Source organism: Acinetobacter sp. WCHA55, from assembly GCF_002165305.2.
Taxonomy (GTDB): domain Bacteria; phylum Pseudomonadota; class Gammaproteobacteria; order Pseudomonadales; family Moraxellaceae; genus Acinetobacter.
This window is the reverse complement of the sequence record NZ_CP032286.1, coordinates 1,968,018-1,992,511: the sequence shown is the minus strand read 5'-3', so window position 1 is coordinate 1,992,511 and position 24,494 is coordinate 1,968,018. Positions and strand designations below refer to the sequence as shown.

General features: G+C 48.7%; 23 protein-coding genes and 3 pseudogenes. 17 read left to right on the top strand and 9 right to left on the bottom strand.

Translation table 11 applies throughout. The features are described 5' to 3' along the window. The first annotated feature begins 86 nt into the window (after positions 1-86). From aph(3'')-Ib to CDG62_RS12460, 4 genes are all read left to right on the top strand, one after another. Positions 87-890: an aminoglycoside O-phosphotransferase APH(3'')-Ib gene (gene aph(3'')-Ib, locus CDG62_RS12475; RefSeq protein ID WP_001082319.1), complete on the top strand. Its 804-nt coding sequence runs from the start codon at positions 87-89 to the stop codon at positions 888-890. Then, positions 890-1,726 carry an aminoglycoside O-phosphotransferase APH(6)-Id gene (locus CDG62_RS12470; RefSeq protein ID WP_000480968.1) on the top strand — a complete coding sequence of 279 codons (837 nt, stop codon included), beginning with the start codon at positions 890-892 and terminating at the stop codon, positions 1,724-1,726. The genes aph(3'')-Ib and CDG62_RS12470 overlap by 1 nt, the downstream gene beginning before the upstream one ends. A gap of 141 nt (positions 1,727-1,867) precedes the next feature. Further along, positions 1,868-2,290 (top strand): hypothetical protein, encoded by a 423-nt coding sequence (locus CDG62_RS12465; RefSeq protein WP_000656635.1) that lies wholly within the window; start codon positions 1,868-1,870, stop codon positions 2,288-2,290. A gap of 215 nt (positions 2,291-2,505) precedes the next feature. Next, the gene (locus CDG62_RS12460) at positions 2,506-2,916 is read left to right on the top strand and encodes a hypothetical protein (protein ID WP_001057867.1); all 411 of its coding nucleotides are present in this window, start codon (positions 2,506-2,508) and stop codon (positions 2,914-2,916) included. 232 nt (positions 2,917-3,148) lie between these two features. Here CDG62_RS12460 and CDG62_RS12455 read toward each other — a convergent pair whose 3' ends face one another. Further along, positions 3,149-3,628 carry a conjugal transfer protein TraD gene (locus CDG62_RS12455; protein ID WP_087528914.1) on the bottom strand — a complete coding sequence of 160 codons (480 nt, stop codon included), beginning with the start codon at positions 3,626-3,628 and terminating at the stop codon, positions 3,149-3,151. A gap of 84 nt (positions 3,629-3,712) precedes the next feature. On the opposite strand from CDG62_RS12455, the gene CDG62_RS12450 reads away from it, so the two are divergent. The 4 genes from CDG62_RS12450 to CDG62_RS12435 all read left to right on the top strand — a co-directional run bounded on the left by CDG62_RS12450 (position 3,713) and on the right by CDG62_RS12435 (position 6,606). After that, positions 3,713-4,681 (top strand): IS30 family transposase, encoded by a 969-nt coding sequence (locus tag CDG62_RS12450; protein ID WP_005804963.1) that lies wholly within the window; start codon positions 3,713-3,715, stop codon positions 4,679-4,681. 100 nt (positions 4,682-4,781) lie between these two features. After that, the gene (locus CDG62_RS12445; protein WP_004201164.1) at positions 4,782-5,594 is read left to right on the top strand and encodes a subclass B1 metallo-beta-lactamase NDM-1; all 813 of its coding nucleotides are present in this window, start codon (positions 4,782-4,784) and stop codon (positions 5,592-5,594) included. A gap of 3 nt (positions 5,595-5,597) precedes the next feature. Further along, the gene (ble, locus tag CDG62_RS12440) at positions 5,598-5,963 is read left to right on the top strand and encodes a bleomycin binding protein Ble-MBL (protein ID WP_004201167.1); all 366 of its coding nucleotides are present in this window, start codon (positions 5,598-5,600) and stop codon (positions 5,961-5,963) included. 4 nt (positions 5,964-5,967) lie between these two features. After that, the gene (locus CDG62_RS12435) at positions 5,968-6,606 is read left to right on the top strand and encodes a phosphoribosylanthranilate isomerase (RefSeq protein WP_004201168.1); all 639 of its coding nucleotides are present in this window, start codon (positions 5,968-5,970) and stop codon (positions 6,604-6,606) included. Positions 6,607-6,616: 10 nt separating this feature from the next. Here the strand turns inward: CDG62_RS12435 and CDG62_RS12430 are convergent, their stop codons facing one another. Next, positions 6,617-7,648, bottom strand: a complete 1,032-nt coding sequence (locus CDG62_RS12430) for a protein-disulfide reductase DsbD domain-containing protein (RefSeq protein WP_004201169.1) — start codon at positions 7,646-7,648, stop codon at positions 6,617-6,619. A gap of 4 nt (positions 7,649-7,652) precedes the next feature. Then, a complete protein-coding gene (gene cutA, locus CDG62_RS12425; protein WP_004201171.1) occupies positions 7,653-7,982 on the bottom strand; it encodes a divalent-cation tolerance protein CutA in 330 nt (109 codons plus the stop codon). A gap of 193 nt (positions 7,983-8,175) precedes the next feature. On the opposite strand from cutA, the gene groES reads away from it, so the two are divergent. From groES to CDG62_RS12410, 3 genes are all read left to right on the top strand, one after another. Further along, a complete protein-coding gene (gene groES / locus CDG62_RS12420) occupies positions 8,176-8,466 on the top strand; it encodes a co-chaperone GroES (RefSeq protein ID WP_004201172.1) in 291 nt (96 codons plus the stop codon). 55 nt (positions 8,467-8,521) lie between these two features. Then, positions 8,522-10,162 carry a chaperonin GroEL gene (gene groL, locus CDG62_RS12415; RefSeq protein WP_087528887.1) on the top strand — a complete coding sequence of 547 codons (1,641 nt, stop codon included), beginning with the start codon at positions 8,522-8,524 and terminating at the stop codon, positions 10,160-10,162. A gap of 224 nt (positions 10,163-10,386) precedes the next feature. Next, entirely contained in the window at positions 10,387-11,880 is a 1,494-nt protein-coding gene (locus CDG62_RS12410; protein ID WP_043907034.1) for an IS91 family transposase, read from the top strand. A 249-nt stretch (positions 11,881-12,129) separates the two neighbouring features. Here the strand turns inward: CDG62_RS12410 and CDG62_RS12400 are convergent. Beyond that, positions 12,130-12,375, bottom strand: a pseudogene (locus CDG62_RS12400) (hypothetical protein); the annotation flags it as partial. 349 nt (positions 12,376-12,724) lie between these two features. On the opposite strand from CDG62_RS12400, the gene CDG62_RS12395 reads away from it, so the two are divergent. The 3 genes from CDG62_RS12395 to CDG62_RS12380 all read left to right on the top strand — a co-directional run bounded on the left by CDG62_RS12395 (position 12,725) and on the right by CDG62_RS12380 (position 17,641). Then, a complete protein-coding gene (locus CDG62_RS12395) occupies positions 12,725-13,693 on the top strand; it encodes an IS30 family transposase (RefSeq protein WP_012308653.1) in 969 nt (322 codons plus the stop codon). Between the two features lie 541 nt (positions 13,694-14,234). Next, the gene (locus CDG62_RS12385) at positions 14,235-17,153 is read left to right on the top strand and encodes an AAA family ATPase (protein WP_005119228.1); all 2,919 of its coding nucleotides are present in this window, start codon (positions 14,235-14,237) and stop codon (positions 17,151-17,153) included. A 50-nt stretch (positions 17,154-17,203) separates the two neighbouring features. After that, positions 17,204-17,641: a hypothetical protein gene (locus tag CDG62_RS12380; RefSeq protein WP_000030933.1), complete on the top strand. Its 438-nt coding sequence runs from the start codon at positions 17,204-17,206 to the stop codon at positions 17,639-17,641. A gap of 84 nt (positions 17,642-17,725) precedes the next feature. Here the strand turns inward: CDG62_RS12380 and CDG62_RS12375 are convergent, their stop codons facing one another. Beyond that, positions 17,726-18,430: an IS6-like element IS1006 family transposase gene (locus tag CDG62_RS12375; protein ID WP_001067784.1), complete on the bottom strand. Its 705-nt coding sequence runs from the start codon at positions 18,428-18,430 to the stop codon at positions 17,726-17,728. Positions 18,431-18,493: 63 nt separating this feature from the next. Here CDG62_RS12375 and CDG62_RS12370 point away from each other — a divergent pair. Next, positions 18,494-19,324, top strand: a pseudogene (locus tag CDG62_RS12370) (IS91-like element ISVsa3 family transposase); the annotation flags it as partial. A 175-nt stretch (positions 19,325-19,499) separates the two neighbouring features. Here CDG62_RS12370 and CDG62_RS12360 read toward each other — a convergent pair. Continuing rightward, positions 19,500-19,802: a phosphoglucosamine mutase gene (locus CDG62_RS12360; protein ID WP_000251875.1), complete on the bottom strand. Its 303-nt coding sequence runs from the start codon at positions 19,800-19,802 to the stop codon at positions 19,500-19,502. 86 nt (positions 19,803-19,888) lie between these two features. Beyond that, complete coding sequence (sul2, locus tag CDG62_RS12355; RefSeq protein ID WP_001043260.1) at positions 19,889-20,704, bottom strand: sulfonamide-resistant dihydropteroate synthase Sul2; 816 nt, start codon at positions 20,702-20,704, stop codon at positions 19,889-19,891. An 89-nt stretch (positions 20,705-20,793) separates the two neighbouring features. On the opposite strand from sul2, the gene CDG62_RS12350 reads away from it, so the two are divergent. Beyond that, positions 20,794-21,884, top strand: a protein-coding gene (locus CDG62_RS12350) for an IS4-like element ISAba1 family transposase (RefSeq protein WP_085940648.1) whose coding sequence is annotated in 2 segments (ribosomal slippage) — positions 20,794-21,334 and positions 21,334-21,884 — 1,092 coding nt in all. Because the reading frame shifts where the segments join, the coding sequence is not laid out codon by codon here. Between the two features lie 32 nt (positions 21,885-21,916). Beyond that, positions 21,917-23,084, top strand: a pseudogene (locus tag CDG62_RS19790) (hypothetical protein). A 267-nt stretch (positions 23,085-23,351) separates the two neighbouring features. Here CDG62_RS19790 and CDG62_RS12340 read toward each other — a convergent pair. Continuing rightward, positions 23,352-23,756 carry an ExbD/TolR family protein gene (locus CDG62_RS12340; RefSeq protein WP_086209396.1) on the bottom strand — a complete coding sequence of 135 codons (405 nt, stop codon included), beginning with the start codon at positions 23,754-23,756 and terminating at the stop codon, positions 23,352-23,354. 1 nt (position 23,757) lies between these two features. Beyond that, positions 23,758-24,492, bottom strand: coding sequence for a MotA/TolQ/ExbB proton channel family protein (locus CDG62_RS12335; RefSeq protein WP_087527894.1), 735 nt, complete (start codon positions 24,490-24,492; stop codon positions 23,758-23,760). Positions 24,493-24,494: the final 2 nt, after the last annotated feature.

Sequence of the window (24,494 nt, the reverse complement as noted above, 5' to 3'; positions counted from 1 at the left end):
AAAACAATTATTGTGACATTATTTCAATGAGTTATCTATTTTTGTCGTGTACAGAGCGCTTCATCAGAAAACTGAAGGAACCTCCATTGAATCGAACTAATATTTTTTTTGGTGAATCGCATTCTGACTGGTTGCCTGTCAGAGGCGGAGAATCTGGTGATTTTGTTTTTCGACGTGGTGACGGGCATGCCTTCGCGAAAATCGCACCTGCTTCCCGCCGCGGTGAGCTCGCTGGAGAGCGTGACCGCCTCATTTGGCTCAAAGGTCGAGGTGTGGCTTGCCCCGAGGTGATCAACTGGCAGGAGGAACAGGAGGGTGCATGCTTGGTGATAACGGCAATTCCGGGAGTACCGGCGGCTGATCTGTCTGGAGCGGATTTGCTCAAAGCGTGGCCGTCAATGGGGCAGCAACTTGGCGCTGTTCACAGCCTATCGGTTGATCAATGTCCGTTTGAGCGCAGGCTGTCGCGAATGTTCGGACGCGCCGTTGATGTGGTGTCCCGCAATGCCGTCAATCCCGACTTCTTACCGGACGAGGACAAGAGTACGCCGCAGCTCGATCTTTTGGCTCGTGTCGAACGAGAGCTACCGGTGCGGCTCGACCAAGAGCGCACCGATATGGTTGTTTGCCATGGTGATCCCTGCATGCCGAACTTCATGGTGGACCCTAAAACTCTTCAATGCACGGGTCTGATCGACCTTGGGCGGCTCGGAACAGCAGATCGCTATGCCGATTTGGCACTCATGATTGCTAACGCCGAAGAGAACTGGGCAGCGCCAGATGAAGCAGAGCGCGCCTTCGCTGTCCTATTCAATGTATTGGGGATCGAAGCCCCCGACCGCGAACGCCTTGCCTTCTATCTGCGATTGGACCCTCTGACTTGGGGTTGATGTTCATGCCGCCTGTTTTTCCTGCTCATTGGCACGTTTCGCAACCTGTTCTCATTGCGGACACCTTTTCCAGCCTCGTTTGGAAAGTTTCATTGCCAGACGGGACTCCTGCAATCGTCAAGGGATTGAAACCTATAGAAGACATTGCTGATGAACTGCGCGGGGCCGACTATCTGGTATGGCGCAATGGGAGGGGAGCAGTCCGGTTGCTCGGTCGTGAGAACAATCTGATGTTGCTCGAATATGCCGGGGAGCGAATGCTCTCTCACATCGTTGCCGAGCACGGCGACTACCAGGCGACCGAAATTGCAGCGGAACTAATGGCGAAGCTGTATGCCGCATCTGAGGAACCCCTGCCTTCTGCCCTTCTCCCGATCCGGGATCGCTTTGCAGCTTTGTTTCAGCGGGCGCGCGATGATCAAAACGCAGGTTGTCAAACTGACTACGTCCACGCGGCGATTATAGCCGATCAAATGATGAGCAATGCCTCGGAACTGCGTGGGCTACATGGCGATCTGCATCATGAAAACATCATGTTCTCCAGTCGCGGCTGGCTGGTGATAGATCCCGTCGGTCTGGTCGGTGAAGTGGGCTTTGGCGCCGCCAATATGTTCTACGATCCGGCTGACAGAGACGACCTTTGTCTCGATCCTAGACGCATTGCACAGATGGCGGACGCATTCTCTCGTGCGCTGGACGTCGATCCGCGTCGCCTGCTCGACCAGGCGTACGCTTATGGGTGCCTTTCCGCAGCTTGGAACGCGGATGGAGAAGAGGAGCAACGCGATCTAGCTATCGCGGCCGCGATCAAGCAGGTGCGACAGACGTCATACTAGATATCAAGCGACTTCTCCTATCCCCTGGGAACACATCAATCTTACCGGAGAATATCGTTGGCCAAAGCCTTAGCGTAGGATTTCGCCCTCTCCCGCAAACGACCCCCTTTTATCTACACTAGATTTAAAACAGTTGAACGTATGAAAGAAGCTGTTTCTCAAAATATTCAATCAGACAACTTGAGCCATCAAAACGCCATCAAGAACAAGGAAGAACAAAAAGCCCGAATTAAAAAATTCCGTGATCAGTTAGAGATCGGGACGATCTTATATACCTCATGGGGATATGAGCAAACAAATGTAGACTTCTATCAAGTTATTGAGAAAAGCCGGGCATATTGTGTCATCCGTGAACTTAAACAGGCTTATGATGCAACAGGTTCAATGCAAGGTTATGTTGTGCCTTTACCGAATGAATTTACCAGCAAAGAGCCAATGAAAAAAAAGATCATGGATAACTATATCGTGATTCATCAGTCTGCAAATGCAACAGTATTAGATTTTGAATTATTGCCGACAGGTACAAAAGTTTATAAACGCTGCTATACATCATCATACGCATAAAACAGTTGACCCCCTGAAGGGGGTCAATTCACTACAGAGGAAAATATGAAGCATTCAAAATTAATATATAAAGATTGGCAATTATATTTAAGGCTCTTATTTGAAAATAAATAGGGGTAATAGTCACCCGCATTTTTTTGATGTTTAGATTTCTAATGCTTCAAAAAAATGCGGTTCATTGCGTATCATATAATGAATATTAAGGAACTGAAAAAATGAATAATGCTCAATTCAAAATTGAATGCTTCAGAAATGGTTTATATAGCCCAGAGCAAATAATTGAATTTTACAAGGTAGTCCACACGGAAGAAACTAAGTACAATAGCCGTGATGCTCAACTTTGGATTAATGGGAAAAGCTCTAGGGAATATCAAATTGACCCTAAAGCAATTCAAATTGTAGATATGCTTAATGCAATCAGATCGGAAGTAATTGCAAAAGAAAAAGAGCGTATAGAACTTGGCAATCCAAGATATAAATATCTATTCAAAGGTGAACAAGCACTATGGTCGGAGCATCAGGAATTTATAAATTTACCTGTCAATTTTTATAATTCAATAATGGTTGAGCTAGGTAAAAAAGATTTAATTTATTTTGAATTTTCAAAAAAAGATATTGAATCCTAAACGATAGAGCAGAGCAAAGTGTCTACTTTGCGAACTGAAAAATCTGAAAAATCCTCCCTTCTCTGATTACTGTTGAATGGGGCAAGCGAAGCAGACAAAATCTGTGATTTTGGCTAGCTGACCGCAGACCCGCAACTACTTCCATGTTACCTATAAGCGGGATTAACAAAGCAATCCCGCAGGGTTGCGACTGAAAAAAATTAAATTATATTTTTACCAGTTTGAATATTCTTTAATTTGTAGAGCCTGAATTATCAACTAGAGTTGATTTAGATTTTTTTGATTGTTCCCGATCAGCAATAAATTTGTCACCAGCAATTTTTAAACTGTCAAAATGTTGGGGATTGGATTTATATGATTCAAGAGCCTTTAAAAGAACACCAGTAATAATTCCTTTATCTTCAGTTGGGAAATCTACTATTTCAAAAAGCGCACCAATTGAAATTAATTTATGTTCACGTTTTTTGCGATCTTTAACTTGAGCAGCTTGAGCATCTTTTTTCAAACTAGCTAAAAGTTTTTTTTCATCTTCCTTAATTTTTTCTAATTCTAAACGTGCTTTATGTTTTTTAAATTCATTTTTCATTACACGTTCAAATGAACTAATTTGCTGCTTTGTTGGTGAGCCTGATTCAATACTTTTAACAAGTGACAAAATTAAATCTTCAGTTTGGTTTCTATTCTCGGCAGAGTAAAACTTGAAGTGCGACATAAACCACCTAATTAATTTAAAGGGTTTATGGAGTATATAAAATTGTCATACCATCATCTTAACTTTGAAGATCGTACTGCATTAATGCTTGAGTCAAGAAAAGAAGGCTTTTCAGCCAGAAAATTTGCTGAACTCATTAAAAGACATCCTAGTACGATCTATCGTGAGCTTAAAAGAAATAGCATCAATGACGTTTATCAAGCTCGATATGCTTCTGATAACACCTTCGCTAGACGTAGACGTGGTCACAGAAAACTCAAAATCGATTCAATCCTCTGGAAATTTATTGTTGAAGCGATCCGTTGTTTATGGTCTCCTCAGCAAATAGCAAAGCGTTTAAAGACATTTCCTGATTTGGATCAAACAATGAATGTAAGCCATACAACGATTTATTCAACGATACGAGCATTACCAAAGGGTGAGTTGAAAAAAGACTTATTATCCTGTCTACGTCATGAAAATAAAAAGCGAAAAGCTAACGGTGAACCTAAAAAAGATTCTATATTACAGGATATTAAAACTATTCATGAGCGCCCAGCCGAAGTTCAAGAAAGAAAAATACCGGGTCATTGGGAAGCTGATTTAATTAAAGGTAAAGACAATAAAAGTTCGATAGCAACACTTATTGAACGAAATACACGGCTCTGTATCTTGGCAACATTACCTGATGCAAAGGCAGAATCAGTGCGCAAGGCTTTAACTGAAGCTCTGAAATATTTACCTGCAGAACTGCGTAAAACGTTGACCTATGACCGTGGACGTGAGATGTCAGAACATAAAATACTCGAAGAAGATTTAGGCATAGATGTATATTTCTGTGACCCACATTCACCCTGGCAAAAAGGCACATGCGAAAATATGAATGGTTTAATTAGGCAATATTTACCTAAAGGGATTGATTTAAATCAGGCAGATCAGCATTATTTAAATCAAGTTGCCATGTCACTGAATACTCGTCCTAGAAAGGCGTTAGATTGGCTTACACCATTAGAGAAATTTGCTCAGCTTGTTGATTATCATATGGCTTTTGAAACTGTCGCACCTCATGTTTGAATTCGCCCCATATTTTTGCTACAGTGAACCAAATTAAGATCATCTATTTACTAGGCCTCGCATTTGCGGGGTTTTTAATGCTGAATAAAAGGAAAACTTGATGGAATTGCCCAATATTATGCACCCGGTCGCGAAGCTGAGCACCGCATTAGCCGCTGCATTGATGCTGAGCGGGTGCATGCCCGGTGAAATCCGCCCGACGATTGGCCAGCAAATGGAAACTGGCGACCAACGGTTTGGCGATCTGGTTTTCCGCCAGCTCGCACCGAATGTCTGGCAGCACACTTCCTATCTCGACATGCCGGGTTTCGGGGCAGTCGCTTCCAACGGTTTGATCGTCAGGGATGGCGGCCGCGTGCTGGTGGTCGATACCGCCTGGACCGATGACCAGACCGCCCAGATCCTCAACTGGATCAAGCAGGAGATCAACCTGCCGGTCGCGCTGGCGGTGGTGACTCACGCGCATCAGGACAAGATGGGCGGTATGGACGCGCTGCATGCGGCGGGGATTGCGACTTATGCCAATGCGTTGTCGAACCAGCTTGCCCCGCAAGAGGGGATGGTTGCGGCGCAACACAGCCTGACTTTCGCCGCCAATGGCTGGGTCGAACCAGCAACCGCGCCCAACTTTGGCCCGCTCAAGGTATTTTACCCCGGCCCCGGCCACACCAGTGACAATATCACCGTTGGGATCGACGGCACCGACATCGCTTTTGGTGGCTGCCTGATCAAGGACAGCAAGGCCAAGTCGCTCGGCAATCTCGGTGATGCCGACACTGAGCACTACGCCGCGTCAGCGCGCGCGTTTGGTGCGGCGTTCCCCAAGGCCAGCATGATCGTGATGAGCCATTCCGCCCCCGATAGCCGCGCCGCAATCACTCATACGGCCCGCATGGCCGACAAGCTGCGCTGAGCCATGGCTGACCACGTCACCCCCAATCTGCCATCGCGCGATTTCGATGTGACAGAGGCGTTTTATGCGAAGCTGGGCTTTGCGACGAGTTGGAAGGATCGCGGCTGGATGATCCTGCAGCGCGGCGGTTTGCAGCTCGAATTCTTCCCCTATCCTGACCTCGACCCAGCTACGAGCTCGTTCGGCTGTTGCCTGCGGTTGGATGATCTCGATGCCATGGTGGCATTGGTGAACGCGGCGGGAGCCGAGGAAAAAAGCACCGGCTGGCCGCGCTTCAAAGCTCCGCAACTGGAGGCGAGCGGCCTGAGGATCGGCTACCTGATCGATCCCGACTGCACGCTGGTGCGGCTGATCCAGAACCCCGACTGACCGCATGCCCGCGAAAATCAAGATTTGCGGGATCAGCACACCCGAGGCGCTCGATGCGACCATCGCGGCGCGGGCGGACTATGCCGGGTTGGTGTTCTATCCAGCGTCGCCCCGTGCGGTTACGTCGAATGTCGCGGGCGCTTTGACATCGCGCGCAGCTGGCCAGATCGCCATGGTCGGTTTGTTCGTCGATGCGGATGATGCTGTCATCGCCGACGCACTGGTGGCAGCCAAGCTGAACGCGCTGCAGCTGCACGGTTCGGAATCGCCCGAACGCGTGGCCCAGTTGCGCGCGCGGTTTGGCAAGCCGGTGTGGAAGGCGCTGCCCGTCGCCAGCGCCAGCGATGTCGCACGCGCCGCAGCCTATGCCGGGGCGGCGGACTTGATCTTGTTCGACGCCAAGACCCCCAAAGGCGCGCTGCCCGGCGGCATGGGGTTGGCGTTCGACTGGTCGCTGCTGGCCGGATATCGCGGTGCCTTGCCGTGGGGGCTGGCAGGCGGGCTAAATCCGACGAATGTTGCCGAGGCGATTGCGCGCACCGGAGCGCCGCTGGTCGATACCTCCAGCGGCGTCGAAAGCGCGCCGGGCGTCAAGGATACCGACAAGATTACCAATTTCGCCTTTGCGGTGCGCTTGGCCTAAATCGCGTCGATCAATAGGCGTCGTTCAGCGCAAAGATCGGCTTGCGGGTGCGCCACTGCCCTCGGGTGAAGTCGGGAAAATCTAACGTGCGATTGCCCTCAGCAATCGATTGTTCCGACAGAGGCGTGATCGCGCTCCAGGCCAGCGCGTCGTAAATGTCGATTGGCATCGGGGCCTTGGCCTTCAGCGCCTCGACAAAAGCGTGGATCACGAACCAGTCCATCCCGCCATGCCCGGCCCCTGCCGCCAGATCGGCGTAGCGTTTCCATAGCGGGTGATCGTATTTCGCAAACCAGCCCTCGGCAGGCTCCCAGCGGTGCGGCTGTGGGCTCTTGCCCTCCAGATAGATCGACTTGTTGACGTCCATCCACAGCCCCTCGGTGCCTTGCACCCGAAAGCCGAGAGAATAGGGGCGCGGCAGCGAGGTGTCGTGGCACAGCATGATCGTTTCACCATTAGTGCAGCCGATCATGGTGTTGACCACATCACCCAGTGCGAATTTCACCTCGGCGTTGGGATGATCGGCAGAGCCGTTCTTGACGACATAATCATGCAGCCCGCGCGCCTTACAGCCGAAGCCGCCAGCGCCCGCTTCGCCCGGCAACGCGACCTTCAGGGTGCGGGTCTGCGGCGGGTAGCACACGCCGGCATCGGCGCAGCCCTGGTACTTCACGGTCAGGGTGGTCGCGCTCGCGCCGGCCGCGGGCGTGCCGGTGAGGGTGCCGAGCAATTCCTTGCGGTAGGTTTCGACGTCGCCGAAGAATTCGTCGCGGTAGGCCTTGCCCTTCGGCAGCGCCATGGTCGCGCCGGTGAAGGCGGCATCGGCCTTGACCGAGGTGCGGTGCCGGTACAGGTAATAGCCGTCGGCGATCCGCCAGCGCACCTCGATGCGGTCCGGCGCGGTGGCCTGCGCGGACAGGACGAAGACCTCGTCGACCGGCGGCAGTTCGAAGTCCTGGGCGACGGCCGAGGTCGCGGGCAGCGCAAGCAGCAGGGCGAGCCCGGCCAGCCAGCGGCGCAGGCGGATCGTGGATGCGGTCATTGGCTCAGTTTACCGGTCGGCTCTCGGCGGCCAGCCATTGCAGGTATTCGGGCAGGCCGGACGCGGCTTCGACCGCGAGCAGCTCCGGGAGTTCGTAGGGATGCAGTTGGCGCAGGCGTTCCTGCAGGGCGGGGTAGGCCTCGGCACTGGTCTTGACCAGCAGCAGGACCTCGGCCGCGGCCTCGACCTTGCGTTGCCAGCGATAGACCGAACGCAGGCCGGGCAGGAGGTTGACGCAGGCGGCCAGGCGCTCGGCCACCAGCGCGGTGGCGATGCGCTCGGCGCTGTCGGCGTCGGGACAGGTGCAGAAGCAGATCAGGGCGCTCACCGGCATAGGGTAGCGGCTGCCCCGATCCGGCGGGCCTGGCGGACATCCGCGTGCGGCCCTTGAAAGTCGGCGGGCCCGCCCCATCTCGGTGGCATGCCGGGTTCGCCCGGTTCTGTTGTCCGCGGTTTGGCACTCGCTTCGCGCGACTGCTAAAATCGCCGGGTTTTTCCACGTCAATCAACCATTTACCGAGGTTGCCATGTCCAATATCAAGCCGCTGCACGACCGCGTGGTCATCAAGCGCATGGAAGAAGAGAAGCTGTCCGCCGGCGGGATCGTGATCCCGGATTCGGCCACCGAGAAGCCGATCAAGGGCGAAGTCGTCGCCGTCGGCACCGGCAAGGTGCTGGACAACGGCCAGGTCCGCGCGCCGCAGGTCAAGGTCGGCGACAAGGTGCTGTTCGGCAAGTACAGCGGCACCGAAGTGAAGCTGGACGGCGTCGAGCTGCTGGTGGTGAAGGAAGACGACCTGTTCGCGATCCTCGGCTGATCGCGCGTCGCTCCCACACATTTCTCATCCGAATAATTTTTCGAGGTAATTCGCAATGGCTGTCAAGGACATTCGTTTCGGCGAAGACGCGCGCTCCAAGATGGTGCGCGGCGTCAACGTGCTCGCCAACGCCGTGAAGGCGACCCTCGGCCCGAAGGGCCGCAACGTCGTGCTGCAGAAGAGCTACGGCGCGCCGACCATCACCAAGGACGGCGTCTCCGTCGCCAAGGAAATCGAACTGGCTGACGCGTTCGAGAACATGGGCGCGCAGATGGTGAAGGAAGTCGCTTCCAAGACCTCCGACAACGCCGGCGACGGCACCACCACCGCCACCGTGCTGGCGCAGGCGTTCATCCGCGAGGGCATGAAGGCGGTCGCCGCCGGCATGAACCCGATGGACCTGAAGCGCGGCATCGACCAGGCGGTGAAGGCCGCGGTCGGCGAACTGAAGTCGCTGTCCAAGCCGTCGTCGACCAGCAAGGAAATCGCCCAGGTCGGCGCGATCTCCGCGAACTCGGATGCCAACATCGGCGACCTGATCGCGCAGGCGATGGACAAGGTCGGCAAGGAAGGCGTGATCACGGTCGAGGAAGGCAGCGGCCTGGACAACGAACTCGACGTGGTCGAGGGCATGCAGTTCGACCGCGGCTACCTGAGCCCGTACTTCGTCAACAACCAGCAGTCGATGTCGGCCGACCTGGATGATCCCTTCATCCTGCTGTACGACAAGAAGATCTCCAACGTGCGCGACCTGCTGCCCGTCCTCGAGGGCGTGGCCAAGGCCGGCAAGCCGCTGCTGATCGTGGCGGAGGAAGTCGAAGGCGAAGCGCTGGCGACCCTGGTGGTCAACACCATCCGCGGCATCGTCAAGGTCTGCGCGGTGAAGGCCCCGGGCTTCGGCGACCGTCGCAAGGCGATGCTGGAAGACATGGCGATCCTGACCGGCGGCGTGGTGATTTCCGAGGAAGTCGGCCTGTCGCTGGAGAAGGCCACCATCAAGGACCTCGGCCGCGCCAAGAAGATCCAGGTGTCGAAGGAAAACACCACCATCATCGATGGCGCCGGCGAAGGCGCGGGCATCGAGGCGCGCATCAAGCAGATCAAGGCGCAGATCGAGGAGACCTCCTCCGACTACGACCGCGAGAAGCTGCAGGAGCGCGTGGCCAAGCTGGCCGGCGGCGTTGCGGTGATCAAGGTCGGTGCCGCCACCGAAGTCGAGATGAAGGAAAAGAAGGCGCGCGTCGAAGACGCCCTGCACGCGACCCGTGCGGCCGTCGAGGAAGGCATCGTCCCGGGCGGCGGCGTCGCCCTGATCCGTGCCAAGGCGGCGATCGCCGGCATCAAGGGCGTGAACGAAGACCAGAACCACGGCATCCAGATCGCCCTGCGCGCGATGGAAGCCCCGCTGCGCGAGATCGTGACCAATGCCGGCGATGAGCCGTCGGTCATCCTCAACCGCGTGGTCGAAGGTTCGGGTGCGTTCGGCTACAACGCCGCCAACGGCGAGTTCGGCGACATGATCGAGTTCGGCATCCTGGACCCGACCAAGGTCACCCGCACCGCGCTGCAGAACGCCGCGTCGATCGCGGGCCTGATGATCACCACCGAAGCGATGGTGGCCGAGGCCCCGAAGAAGGACGAGCCGGCGATGCCGGCCGGCGGCGGCATGGGCGGCATGGGCGGCATGGATTTCTAAGCCCCGCGATCCATCAAGCAAGACCACAAAGCCCGGCCTCGTGCCGGGCTTTGTGCGTTCTGGCGTCCGAGGCGGGAGACTTCCTACCCGCCCCGCGGCAATGTCTGACGCGAAGATCAGAAAACGCCGATATGAACGCGTGCTCGCGGGCGCAACCCTGAGCAGCCGTCCCTGCAACGGAGCGCTGCGTGCCGCGCCTGACCGCACCCCGGCGGCAGGCCGAGGTGTGCGCGCCACTGCCGGCCGCCCACGCCGCTGCGCGTTACGCGCGCCACCTGCCCGAGCGCACGCTGCTGTACGCGCTAGTGCAGGCGCACTACCCGGACTTCATCGCGCGTCTTGAGGCCGAAGACCGCCCGCTGCCCGAGTATGTGCGCGAGGAGTTCGAGACCTACCTGCGCTGCGGCGTGCTCGAGCACGGCTTCCTGCGCGTGGTCTGCGAGCACTGTCGTGCCGAGAGGCTGGTGGCGTATTCCTGCAAGAAGCGCGGGCTGTGCCCGAGCTGCGGCGCACGGCGCATGGCCGAGTCGGCGCGGCATCTGGTGGACGAGGTGTTCGGCCCGCGGCCGGTGCGGCAATGGGTGCTGAGTTTCCCGTACCCGTTGCGCTTCCTGTTCGCCAGCAAGCCTGAGGCGATCGGCCCGGTGCTGGGCATCGTGCATCGTGTGATCGCCGGTTGGCTTGCCGATCAGGCCGGCGTGCCGCGGGATACGGCGCAATGCGGCGTGGTGACCCTGATCCAGCGCTTCGGCAGCGCGCTGAATCTCAACATCCACTTCCACATGCTGTGGCTCGACGGCGTGTACGAGGACACCACCGAGCGTCCGCAGCGCAAGCCGCGCCTGCACCGCACCCGTGCGCCCACATCGGCGCAACTGACGGAACTGGCCAACACCATCGCGCATCGCGTGTGCCGGCACCTGTCGCGCCGCGGCTGGCTCGAAGGCGAAGACGAATCCGTGTTCCTGTCCGACAGCGCGGGTAGCGACGACGGCATGGATGGGCTGCGGATGAGTTCGATGACCTACCGCATCGCCACCGGTCGCGACGCTGGCCGCAAGGTCGTCACGCTGCAAACGCTGCCTGGCGACGCCGGTCCGCTGGAGGGCGACGCCGGCAAGGTCGGCGGCTTCTCGCTGCATGCCGGCGTGGCCGCGGAAGCACACGAAAGCCACAAGCTCGAAAAGCTGTGCCGCTACATCACGCGCCCGGCGATCAGCGAGCAGCGGCTATCGATCTCGCCACAGGGCAGGGTGCGTTACCAGCTCAAGACGCCGTGGCGCAATGGCACCACGCATGTCGAATGGGATGCGGTGGACTTCATCGCCAAGCTGGCGGCACTGGTCCCGCCGCCACGCGCGCATCTCACCCGCTTCCACGGCGTATTCGCCCCGAATGCAAACCTGCGCGCGCAGCTGACGCCCTCGGGGCGCGGCAGGCGGCCTGCGGGCGATGCGGCGCCAGTGGACGTCAGCGCCCACGACGAGCCGCGCAGCCCCGAGCAGAAGCGCCGTGCGATGAGCTGGGCGCAACGGCTCAAGCGGGTCTTTTCCATCGACATCACCACCTGCGCCCACTGCGGCGGCGCGGTGCGGATCGTCGCCAGCATCGAAGACCCCAAGGCCATTCGCGCCATCCTCGCCCACTTCGAGAAACACGGCGCGCTGGAGCAAGCGCACTACCGGCCCGCAGCGCGCGCCCCGCCGCCCGCCGCGTGATGAGGCGCCGGCCACACAGCCGGCAGCCAAGCCAGAGTCCGATCCGATGCGGCCACGACCCCGCAGGGCTGCGCTCGGCCCTGTGCCGGGATTCGGTGAGAAATGGCTACGCACTGAGCCGCTGCGTGGCCCCGCGATGTCGAAAACCCACGCATGAACCCCCGATCTGTGCCCGATCTGTGCCCAAAGCGGCGCTTGCGCGGCCGCTTCCTACCCGCCAGACTCGCCAAAAAGGGCGGTTGAACTTCCTATACCCATATCCCACTTTAGGTTTGGCAGCACCTTTTCAATCAGGTGGTTGTTTACACCAATCCAGCTATTGGCCAATTGAATATTGGTTTCGTCTACTTTTTTTGATTTTTTAAACAGCTTGGTAAAACCGAGTGCCAAAACAGGGGGACCATGTAAAAACGTGCTTCCTGTAATGACTGAACCAACTGTGAGTCCTTTACTGACTTTTTGCAATAAGGATGCTTTTTTATGAGCAGTAGACATAAATCTAACCTTGAGTGTAGAGATTTAAAAAAATGTTCCAACTATAAACAACGGAAATTGAAATACAATTGTATATTTGAAGATGTTGACATTTTTTATGGATTTACCCATTTTCTGCAATTTTAATCCACTTTATCATAAGTGAAGCATTGGTATTTGGTGTATAAAGTTCTTAAAAACTTTTATTGAAACATATATCTCATGTTTTTAGAAATCCGATAAATTGAAAACAATGGAGGGCAGAGTAAAACTTGAAGTGCGACATAAACCACCTAATTAATTTAAAGGGTTTATGGAGTATATAAAATTGTCATACCATCATCTTAACTTTGAAGATCGTACTGCATTAATGCTTGAGTCAAGAAAAGAAGGCTTTTCAGCCAGAAAATTTGCTGAACTCATTAAAAGACATCCTAGTACGATCTATCGTGAGCTTAAAAGAAATAGCATCAATGACGTTTATCAAGCTCAATATGCTTCTGATAACACTTTTGCTAGACGTAGACGTGGTCACAGAAAACTCAAAATCGATTCAATCCTCTGGAAATTTATTGTTGAAGCGATCCGTTGTTTATGGTCTCCTCAGCAAATAGCAAAGCGTTTAAAGACATTTCCTGATTTGGATCAAACAATGAATGTAAGCCATACAACGATTTATTCAACGATACGAGCATTACCCAAGGGTGAGTTGAAAAAAGACTTATTATCCTGTCTACGTCATGAAAATAAAAAGCGAAAAGCTAACGGTGAACCTAAAAAAGATTCTATATTACAGGATATTAAAACTATTCATGAGCGCCCAGCCGAAGTTCAAGAAAGAAAAATACCGGGTCATTGGGAAGCTGATTTAATTAAAGGTAAAGACAATAAAAGTTCGATAGCAACACTTATTGAACGAAATACACGGCTCTGTATCTTGGCAACATTACCTGATGCAAAGGCAGAATCAGTGCGCAAGGCTTTAACTGAAGCTCTGAAATATTTACCTGCAGAACTGCGTAAAACGTTGACCTATGACCGTGGACGTGAGATGTCAGAACATAAAATACTCGAAGAAGATTTAGGCATAGATGTATATTTCTGTGACCCACATTCACCCTGGCAAAAAGGCACATGCGAAAATATGAATGGTTTAATTAGGCAATATTTACCTAAAGGGATTGATTTAAATCAGGCAGATCAGCATTATTTAAATCAAGTTGCCATGTCACTGAATACTCGTCCTAGAAAGGCGTTAGATTGGCTTACACCATTAGAGAAATTTGCTCAGCTTGTTGATTATCATATGGCTTTTGAAACTGTCGCACCTCATGTTTGAATTCGCCCTCTAATCCCTTCAAACGAGAGATTTCATCAGTTACAAACTTTTTTTGATCTTCAGTAAATTTTAGATTTTCGATAGCCATTGCCACTTCCTCATTGTCAATATTTTTAAATCATAGCATAACTAAAAATAGAGGAAATCTATTACAGCACTAAACAACAAAAATCATATTAAATTATTAATTTCTGACTTTTACAATTAAAGAAATATTTATTCTGAGTATGACTTGAATTGAAAAATATTTAGCCAGGTGATCATTTTTTATAGGATTTTTAAAATTTTAAAATTGGCTTTCAGTCCTTTAGTTTAAAAAATATCCTAATGTCTATCTAATAACAAAAAATTACAGTTTATAGCTTAAAAAAATCCTTATTAATCGTGTCACTTATAGACCCTCAGATTTGGGGTTTCTGAACTATGGGTTATCACCTTGTAGCGAATATATATTGAAGTTATCATGACAACAGCAGTTGGAATGCACGCTTCTGCGTTTCTCTCCGAGAAACAAAAAAAGCAGATTCAAAATAGGCGAATTATGGCGATTTATCACTTATCAGTTAAATCAGGTAGGCAATACGGTTCTTCGGGAAGTCGAGGGGCAAGCCATTACGCTTATATAAATCGTGAAGGTAAATACAAAAGAGAAGATTTAGAAAATATAAAATCAGGAAATTTACCAAATTGGGCTAAAGATGCTGCTCATTTTTGGAAGTCAGCAGATAAGAACGAACGCATTAATGGACGTATTTATACTGAATTGGAAATTTCATTGCCTAGAGAATTGAATAAAGAACAACGTGAAGAATTAGTACAGGAATTTGTAGATAAGACTTTAGGTAAAAACTTCACATATTCCTATGCAATTCATAGCCCATTAGCAAGTGATGGTGAACAAAATCCTCATATTCATTTGATGTTTAGTGAAAGAAAATTAGATGGTATTGATCGTGACGAAGTACAACACTTTAAACGCTACAATCCGACTAATCCTGAAAAGGGCGGGGCAGGTAAAGATCGCTATTTTTCATCTAAAGTTTTTGTGGCAGATACACGCTTATCATGGGCTAACCATGTAAACGATTTTTGCGAAAATTTAGGTCTTGATGCTCGTATAGATCATAGAAGTTATAAGGCTCAGGGGCTTGAATTATCCAGTCAAAACTTCAGGGCTGATTATGTTAGTAATCATAAATATTTCATTAATGAAAATATAAAAAATATACGTCATCAAAATGGCGAAATTATTATTGAGCGTCCTTCGGAAGTTATTAGAGCTTTAACTTCTAATCAGTCTGTATTTACTGCCCGTGATCTTGAGCGTTTTGTTATGGCTCATACTGACAGTCAAGAACAATATCTTAAAGCCTATGAAGCTGTAATGACTTGTCCTGATATGGCAATGTTGTTTGGGAAAGATAAGGTTGTATTCTCATCAAAAGAATTGGTCGGAATTGAAGATTCTATTACTGCATTTATCTACAATGCCAATGAGCAAAGTCGAGTACAGAAGCCATTTAATTTAACTGAAAAATTCACTTTAAATGCTGTAAAAATTGCTGATAAAAGAACATTCAATAGAGAGCAAGAAGCAGCCTATTATACTTTGACTTCTACTGATCGAATCTCATTGCTAAATGGTTCGGCTGGTACTGGTAAGTCTTATGTTCTTAGTGCTGTTTCTGAAGCCTTCAAAACTTCAGATTATAAAGTTCATGGTATTGCTTTGCAGGCAATTACAGCTAGAGCTATTTCTGACGATTGTAATATTCCAAGCAGTACAATTGCTTCATTCCTTGCCCGATATGAAAGTGGTAATTTTGAGATCAATAATAAGACTGTCTTGATCTTAGATGAAGCGGGGATGGTCGGCTCAAGAGACATGCAAAAACTTCTCATGATCGTAGAGAAGCATGATGCTCAAATAAAACTTGTTGGTGATAGTTATCAGTTAAGTGCTGTTAGTGCTGGTTCTGCTTTTGCTCATATTCAAGATAACCTTGATAAGAAAAATATTGCTTCATTAGAAAATATACAACGACAAAAATATGCGAAGGAATCAGAGAAAATGATTGAAGCATCTAAGTTGTTATCTAAGCATGAAGTTGACAAAGCATTAGATATTTATAAGACCATTAATGCTGTTAATGAATATGAATCTCACGATCTAGCACTAGCCAAAACTATTAAATCTTGGAGTGAAGATTCTAGCGAAAATAAGTTAATGCTTGCTCATTCAAATAATGATGTGAATGAATTAAACCGCATGGCAAGAAATGTATTAATTAAAAATGGTCAACTTTCTGCTACTGGTAATCATGTTAAAACTGCTTTCGGTGATATTGAAATTACTGTCGGAGAAAAAATTGTATTTAAGCAGAATGATTCAAAATTAAAAGTTAGCAATGGTGAAACAGCAAAAGTAATCGGTTTTGAAAAAGATAATCTTAATAACATTAAATTTATGATGGTTCAGTCAGATAGAAATAATGAGATCATTAAAGTAGATTTAAATGAATACAACCAATTTAAATATGGTTATGCAAATACTATTCACTCATCACAAGGTATGACTGTTGATAATGCCTATATTGTGGCGAGTGAGAACATGAATGCTAATTTAACTTATGTTGCTTTGACCCGACATAAACATAATGTCGAAATTAATTATTCTGCTATGTCGTTTACCACGAATGAAAAAGAATTCGTTAAACGTCCAGATGGGAAAATCTCATATGATCAGAATTACAATCCTGTTGAAAAAGAAGTTACACCTTTTGAAAACTTCAAAAAAGTTCTAGGACGATCAGAAAAGAAAGAATTTTCTACAGACTTCACTTTAGTAGACAAGCAAGAAAAATTGATCAAAGCATATCTGCAAGATCACCGCCACCATATTGAAGATAAGCGGGAGATATACGGAATTAACTCGAAGATACATGCTTTAACTTCAGAGAATCGTACATTCACGAAGGAAGAAATTGTTACCGAGGTTCGTGCGAATCTTAAATCTAAATCTATTTTAGGTGATGAGATCGGTAGCATTAGAGGTATGAAAATTGCAAAAGGTGAGCTTCTCAAACTTGAGGAAGGGTTACAGATCAAGACTGGATTCTTTAAGAAAGAAACCTTTGAGAAGGGAACAGAATTAAAGGTTCTTGATGCCTACAAGATGAAAGATAAACCAATGATTAAAGCTCGAATCAATGATATGGAATATGAGATTCCATTTGAAAAACTTTCTGTTAAGTATTCAGATCGGTACTTCACAGAGTTTAAAGATCAGAGCGCACACCGTTTTACTGCCCGCAATAAAACTGAAGTTTATAGCGAGTACCGTGAGCAGTTATTGAAGCAAAAGATTACTGCACCGGAAGAAAATTTGAATGCTCCTAATCACAAGATGAAGCTGCAAAGCAATCTTAATACTACCCCTAGAAATACACCTAGAATCTAACTTCACCTGGCATAAGCAAGTGAAAATAACAAACCATAAAAGACTTTTTAATGAGTAAAGATGATCATGATAAATTTGTATTATTCCTGATAGTTGTAGGCTTTATCGTGTTAGTTGTTTGCGGTCTTGCGTGGCAGGGAGCAGGCATCTTTAACTTGCCTTTCACAGTGATGCTATGGACTATCATTAGATTAATTATCGTGGTATCGCTTGTATTTATTACTGGAAAATTCGGTCTATCAAGAGAGTTTACTTTCCCCGCAGCAGCAGTAGGTTTAGCTTTTAGTTTATTCCCTGTCCTTGATCATATTGCGTTAGGTTATTCTGCTAAAAATTTCTATGAAACCACTAATTTTATGGGGCAAACGGTTCGGGAATTTGGTGCCAGTAAAATTACGGTCTGGTGGGGTTCGATTTATGCCAAAATAGCCTATGCTAGCCTTGCAGGTTTAATTGGATATGGTGTTAAGGTCGCCACTGATGATTAAAAAAGAAAAACCAACTTGAAGTTGGTTTTTTTGGCACTGTTGCAAATAGAGATTTGAGTCGATGATGTTCCCTTTAAAAAGTACTTAGAGACCGAAAACCCTGTTGATTAGACACACTTCACCCTGAGGCTGACCATAATAAAATGACGATGCTTGTCCTTTACGTAGTGCACGCATGACTTCAATACCTTTAATTGTGGCATAAGCCGTCTTCATAGATTTGAATCCTAATGTGGCCCTGATGATCCGCTTTAGCTTGCCATGATCACATTCAATCACGTTATTTTTATACTTAATCTGCCTGTGCTCAAGGTCTGGTGGACATTTACCTTCCCGTTTTAACCGTGATAAAGCACGTCCATATGTGGGTGCTTTATCCGTGTTGATCACTTGTGGAATTTGCCACTTCTTCACATTATTTAAAATTTTTCCAAGAAAACAATATGCTGATTTGGTATTACGTCTAGAAGAAAGATAAAAATCAATGGTATCGCCACGTTGATCGACTGCACGATACAGATAAGACCATCGTCCATTCACTTTTACATAGGTTTCATCAATATGCCACGAGCTCAGATCTGTAGGATTACGCCAATACCAGCGTAAACGTTTTTCTATTTCAGGAGCATAACGTTGAACCCAACGGTAAATAGTCGTGTGATCAACATTCACACCCCGTTCGGCCAGCATTTCCTGCAGTTCACGATAGCTAATGCCATATTTACAATACCAGCGCACAGCCCAAAGAATGATTTCGCCCTGAAAATGCCGACCATGGAAAGGATTCATATGCTGCACCTTTAGCTAAAACAGTCTTCAGCTTACCATTCGTGGTTATTTGCAACAGTGCCGCTGACGCACACCATCGCCCACCGGGTGGGTCGCTATCTGGAACGGCAAGGCCTGCTGGAACGGGATGTCGAAAACAGCTATCTGGCCTCGGATGCGGTGGATGACGACCCGATGACACCCCTGCTGGGGCACTCGATCACTTACCGTATCGCTGTCGGTTCACAGGCGGGGCGAAAGGTGTTCACTTTGCAAACTCTGCCGACCAGTGGTGATCCGTTCGGTGACGGGATTGGCAAGGTAGCCGGGTCCAGCCTGCACGCCGGCGTGGCGGCCAGGGCCGATGAACGCAAGAAGCTCGAACGGCTGTGCCGGTACATCAGCCGCCCGGCGGTATCCGAGAAGCGGCTGTCGTTAACACGAGGCGGCAACGTGCGCTACCAGCTCAAGACGCCGTACCGGGACGGCACCACGCACGTCATTTTCGAACCATTGGATTTCATTGCAAGGCTGGCCGCCCTGGTACCGAAGCCCAGAGTCAACCTAACCCGCTTCCACGGGGTGTTCGCACCCAACAGTCGGCACCGGGCGTTGGTCACGCCGGCAAAACGGGGCAGGGGCAACAAGGTCAGGGTGGCTGATGAACCGGCAACACCAGCACAACGGCGAGCGTCGATGACATGGGCGCAACGGCTCAAGCGTGTTTTCAATATCGACATCGAGACCTGCAGCGGCTGCGGCGGCGCCATGAAAGTCATCGCCTGCATTGAAGACCCTATAGTGATCAAGCAGATCCTTGATCACCTGAAGCACAAAGCCGAAACCAGCGGGACCAGGGCGTTACCCGAAAGCCGGGCGCCACCGGCTGAGCTGCTCCTGGGTCTGTTTGACTGACGAGCCTGAAGGCCAACGATACCAATCAAAATGCTGCGTTCACAGCGCCGCGGCAGGGATCCGCCGTGCTGGTTGTCGGAAAAGGAGCCGCTAGTGGGAAAGAGGAGGGTAAATTTTCAGCGTTGCTGGCTCCCCGTCAGCCGGATTGGGTTGCATCGCAGGGGTGTCGAAAGAGTCAACTGCGGTCCAAAGCTGTTGGACTTGGGTGAAAAGGGCGTTTATTCTTCCTATACGTTGTCGGCAGCGGGCCAAAAAGGAATACGTCCATGCCCATCGAGGTGAAACCGGCTGTGAGCGCGGGTTCAAGCATATAGCCCGACAGGCGCGTATCCTTGCCGATCACGACACGATGGCGGTGGTCACCGCGACGAAAGACACGGCCAGCCGCCATGCCGACGCGCAAGGCGGTTTCCGCCGTCATCGCGCCTTCGTTGGCTTTGCCACGAATACCGTCTGTGCCGAAATATTTGCGCACCATAAGGTCGATTATCCTGTCGTCGGGTCGCCCTCAAAGGGGACATGCCTGCTGAACCGCGAATATAGAGAAATATCCCGAATGTGCAGTTAACGAATTCTTGCGGTTTCTTTCAGCGCCGCCAATACCGCCAGCCCGTCGCGCAAGGGGCGCGGCTCGTGTGTGCGGATGAAGTCAGCTCCACCTGCGGCGGCGGCAAGCTCTGCAGCGAGTGTCGCGGCCCCGACATCCCCCGGACCACGGCCTGTGAGCGCGCGCAGAAAGGATTTGCGCGAAACAGACAGAAGCACCGGCAAATCGAAGCGCAGCCGCAATTCATCGAACCGCGCCAGCACCGAGAGCGAGGTTTCGGGAGCAGCCCCCAGAAAAAACCCCATGCCGGGATCAAGGACAAGGCGGTTGCGTTTGATACCGGCACCCGTCAGCGCCGCGATGCGCGCGTCAAAGAACGCCGCAATGTGATCCATGATGTCGCCAGCGGGTGCCTCGCGCCGATCTGCCTGCCCGTCTTGCACCGAATGCATAACGACGAGTTTGGCAGATGATTTCGCCAATTGCGGATAGAACGCAGCGTCTGGAAAACCGCGAATATCATTGAGATAGGCCACACCACGCGACAAGGCATAGGCTTGCGTCGCGGGTTGATAACTGTCGAGCGAGACGGGAATGCCATCTGCCTTGAGCGCGTCCAGCACCGGCGCGATACGCGCGATTTCTGTGTCGGACGAAACAGGCGCGGCGTCGGGATTGCTGGATGCCGGACCGAGGTCGATCACATCTGCCCCCTCGGCCATCAGCTTACGCGCCTGCGCAATGGCTGCGTCTGGCGCCAGATACCGGCCTCCATCGGAGAAACTGTCCGAGGTTATGTTGACGATGCCGAAAATGATGAGCGATTTATTCATGGGGGCTTCTATAATAATCTCTGTACACGACAAAAATAGATAACTCATTGAAATAATGTCACAATAATTGTTTTCTAACGACGAATACTATGACACATCTCAATGAGTTATATCTTATCTTAAACAAATCTCTAAAATGGAACAAGTCACATTTAAAGTGCTTTGCGCTCATCATGCTTGTGATTATTTTAAAGCAAACATGTAATCTTTCTTCTGCATCTAAAGCCTTGCCCATCAAGTGTTTACCACAATCATTTTATCGACGTATGCAGCGCTTCTTTGCAGGTCAGTATTTTGATTATCGTCAAATTTCTCAGTTGATTTTCAATATGTTTTCATTCGACCAAGTGCAACTGACTTTAGATAGAACCAATTGGAAATGGGGAAAACGAAATATTAATATCCTGATGCTCGCAATCGTTTATCGTGGAATAGCGATACCTATCCTTTGGACATTGCTTAATAAACGTGGAAATTCAGATACGAAAGAGCGTATTGCTTTGATTCAACGCTTTATAGCCATTTTTGGTAAAGACCGTATTGTGAATGTGTTCGCAGACAGAGAGTTTATCGGTGAGCAGTGGTTTACATGGTTAATTGAACAAGACATCAACTTCTGCATTCGTGTTAAAAAAACTTCATTGTCACCAATCATTTAGGAAAGAATCATAAAATTAGTGATTTATTTCGCCATCTTAAAGTTGGTCAAATTGAATGTCGTAAACGACGGATTTTGGTTGGTCGGGTGAAACTATATATAAGTGCACTACAGTTAGAAAATGGAGAGCTTTTACTCGTCGTTTCTCCTCAGTTTAATGCCAATGCTATTCAGGATTATGCATTACGCTGGGAAATTGAAACCTTATTCAGTTGTCTCAAAGGACGCGGGTTTAATCTTGAAAATACGCGCTTGACAGACCCTAGACGAGTGAAAAAATTGATTGCGGTGTTAGCTATAAGCTTCTGTTGGTGTTACTTAACGGGTGAATGGCAACATAATCAAAAAAAAGCGATAAAAATAAAGAAGCATGGACGACTCTCAATGAGTTTATTTCGCTATGGTTTAGACTATGTTCAAATGGCGATTCAGCGTTTAATTGGTTTTGGGAAAAAAGAAGAGTTTAAGGAAATTTTGGCAATTTTAAGAAAGCAGAATCCTGATAGGATAAGGGTTCTGTGAAATTTGTCGTGTACAGAGCAATTTAATAAAAGATATGCAATGAAAAATATCTACTTTATTCCTCTATCTTGGGTTTAAGCATACCTGTTTTGAGCTATGCAGATACAACCAATATTCATGTTTTAAGTGCAACGGTAAAAGATCAAAATATTGTGAATGCACAAGTCATATTACAAAAAATGGTGAACAGTCTGCATCAACCTCAACCAATGCAGACGGTCGGGCAACGGTGAACAGCAGCAGTGCAAATGGCGCAGACAATTTATTGATTATCAAAAAATCAGGCTATTCAACACTGGTTGCAAAATGTCCTTGTGATGGTATGACCTATGCTTTAATCCCTGTATTGAAAGACTTAAACAGTATGCGAATTGTTTTAAATTGGGGGCAGAGTCCTTTAGATTTGGACTCACATTTAAGCTATAAAAATCAACATGTGTATTGGGACAATAAACAAGGGCAAGATGCCAATTTAGATGTTGACGACACAGACGCTTATGGCCCTGAAACGGTGACGATTGATAAACGTTTAGATGGGCAATACTATGTTTATTTAGTGCATGATTATTCAGATCGCGCGACACTCAATACTGCAAACCTGTCGAATAGCCAAGCTAAAGTTATGGTTTATGTATGCGAGTCTTTGATCCGCTCTTACTATATTCCAACGGGTTTGACAGGGAACTTATGGACTGTGTTCCGCATTAGTCCAGAGGGTGAAATCCAAGATATTAACCGTATTTCGGGGACAACCATTGGGGCAAGCCAAGTGGGTTCAACTGTATCGAGTTATCAAAGCCAAGCGATGCAGGTGCATTATGTTCCTGTTTCAGCCAATGTACAGGCAAGGGCTAAAGCACTAATTTGAGAGCAGATAAGGCGTATAAAAACAATCAATTTGAACAAGCTGCACTGATTTATCAACAATCCATTGACTACAATCCGAATGTTAGGCAAACCTATAGCAATCTTGCTGTTGCTTATCAAAAGTTGAATCGTTCATCTGAGGCATTATGGGCAAATCAAAAGGCGATTGCTTTAGCCTCCAATGACAATACCAAAGCGTATTCACATTACAATATTGGTAAAATTTATGAAAATAATCAGGACTATGCTCAAGCTAAACAACATTACCAATTGGCAAATCAATACAAGCCAAGTGCGACCTATGATGAGGCCATTCAGCGAGTGAGTCGCTAAGTTTATTAACATCGTATTGGATTATATTGAATAAACCGTACCAGTATGAAATGCACCCCAGAAGTTGGATCATTGTGTCTAATTCAAAGGGTGCTTTTTTTATTTAAGATTTTCGTGATCTGTTTATGTTGTTATCATGGCAAATGGCGAAGGACAGAGTAGTTCTGCAACCCCGAATTTTTAGGTTCAATAAAAAAGACACCTACAACATTGGGATCAATACAGACCGAAATATTGAAGATGTCTTGGGTTTCAGTGAGTAATTCACTATTTTGGTTCAGTAATCACCGATAATTTTTCTACACCAACGCGCTCTATGCTGGCTAAGAGTTTAGCCACCGTACCATAAGGGACAGTTTCATCGGCATTTAAGTTTAATGCTAACTTCGCATTGGTATTTTTACGCTGTGTGATTTCTTGCTCAAAATTTTCGAGTTTGACTGGGTCTTTATCCAAAAAGATTGCACCATCAGGTTTTACGCTAATCACCAGCGCTTTGTTTTGATCTGTAGATTGTGTTGGGGCGGCTTTGGGTAAGTTGACCTTCACACTATTGGTTAATAAAGGCGCCGTGACGATAAACACGATCAATAACACCAACATTACGTCGACCAGTGGGGTAATGTTAATGTCACTGACGACATCGTCATCTTGAGAAGTAGAAATAGCCATATTAAGCCAAAGCCTCCTTTTCTTGAGATGACAGCTGATGTGCCGTCACTGGTTTTGCCGCAACATGTGTACTTTGGGTTTTGGCTGGAAGTTGGAAACCTACTTTTTGAGTGAGGCTGACAAAGTCTGTTGCAAAGTCATCTAAATCTGCACCAATGCCTTTTACTTTACGAACAAAATAGTTATAGGCAAGTACAGCAGGTACAGCCACAGCAATACCAATGCCTGTTGCAACTAATGCCTGACCAATTGGACCTGCGACTACATCCATGCTGGCACTGCCTGATTGAGCAATTGCTTGTAAGGCGTGGATAATCCCAAATACGGTGCCAAATAAACCAATAAATGGGGCATTATTACCAATGGATGCAAGAACAGCCGAGCCTTTCTCCAGTTGGCGACGTTCAGCAAGAATTTGCTTGCGTAAGTGTCGTTCTAACAAATCCTGACGGCTCCAGGTTTGTTGTAAGTCTTGATGGGTTTTTTCATTGGCATCAGTCAAAGTTTTAAAACCAGCTTGAGCAATACGTGCTGTAGGTCCCTGTGCATCTTCAGATTGGTTAATCGCCTCTGCTAAGTTTTGGGCTGACCAAAAACTGTCGACAAAGCGTTTGCTTTCTTTGGTGGCTTTTGAGGTTTGTATAGCTTTCACCACAATCAACACCCACGTTACGATCGAAAAACCGATCAATAGCCAAATGGTTGCATCATGAATAATCGTATTAATATCAGACATAT

Coding starts and splice junctions, on each gene's coding strand:
- CDG62_RS12450 (WP_005804963.1), top strand. CDS start 3,713: ATGCTTGAGTCAAGAAAAGAAGGCTTTTCAGCCAGAAAATTTGCTGAA.
- groES (WP_004201172.1), top strand. CDS start 8,176: ATGTCCAATATCAAGCCGCTGCACGACCGCGTGGTCATCAAGCGCATG.
- CDG62_RS12335 (WP_087527894.1), bottom strand. CDS start 24,492: ATGTCTGATATTAATACGATTATTCATGATGCAACCATTTGGCTATTG.
- CDG62_RS12470 (WP_000480968.1), top strand. CDS start 890: ATGTTCATGCCGCCTGTTTTTCCTGCTCATTGGCACGTTTCGCAACCT.
- cutA (WP_004201171.1), bottom strand. CDS start 7,982: ATGCCGGTGAGCGCCCTGATCTGCTTCTGCACCTGTCCCGACGCCGAC.
- ble (WP_004201167.1), top strand. CDS start 5,598: ATGGCTGACCACGTCACCCCCAATCTGCCATCGCGCGATTTCGATGTG.
- groL (WP_087528887.1), top strand. CDS start 8,522: ATGGCTGTCAAGGACATTCGTTTCGGCGAAGACGCGCGCTCCAAGATG.
- CDG62_RS12430 (WP_004201169.1), bottom strand. CDS start 7,648: ATGACCGCATCCACGATCCGCCTGCGCCGCTGGCTGGCCGGGCTCGCC.
- CDG62_RS12395 (WP_012308653.1), top strand. CDS start 12,725: ATGCTTGAGTCAAGAAAAGAAGGCTTTTCAGCCAGAAAATTTGCTGAA.
- CDG62_RS12385 (WP_005119228.1), top strand. CDS start 14,235: ATGGCGATTTATCACTTATCAGTTAAATCAGGTAGGCAATACGGTTCT.
- CDG62_RS12435 (WP_004201168.1), top strand. CDS start 5,968: ATGCCCGCGAAAATCAAGATTTGCGGGATCAGCACACCCGAGGCGCTC.
- CDG62_RS12380 (WP_000030933.1), top strand. CDS start 17,204: ATGAGTAAAGATGATCATGATAAATTTGTATTATTCCTGATAGTTGTA.
- CDG62_RS12360 (WP_000251875.1), bottom strand. CDS start 19,802: ATGGTGCGCAAATATTTCGGCACAGACGGTATTCGTGGCAAAGCCAAC.
- CDG62_RS12445 (WP_004201164.1), top strand. CDS start 4,782: ATGGAATTGCCCAATATTATGCACCCGGTCGCGAAGCTGAGCACCGCA.
- CDG62_RS12465 (WP_000656635.1), top strand. CDS start 1,868: ATGAAAGAAGCTGTTTCTCAAAATATTCAATCAGACAACTTGAGCCAT.
- CDG62_RS12375 (WP_001067784.1), bottom strand. CDS start 18,430: ATGAATCCTTTCCATGGTCGGCATTTTCAGGGCGAAATCATTCTTTGG.
- CDG62_RS12460 (WP_001057867.1), top strand. CDS start 2,506: ATGAATAATGCTCAATTCAAAATTGAATGCTTCAGAAATGGTTTATAT.
- CDG62_RS12340 (WP_086209396.1), bottom strand. CDS start 23,756: ATGGCTATTTCTACTTCTCAAGATGACGATGTCGTCAGTGACATTAAC.
- sul2 (WP_001043260.1), bottom strand. CDS start 20,704: ATGAATAAATCGCTCATCATTTTCGGCATCGTCAACATAACCTCGGAC.
- CDG62_RS12455 (WP_087528914.1), bottom strand. CDS start 3,628: ATGTCGCACTTCAAGTTTTACTCTGCCGAGAATAGAAACCAAACTGAA.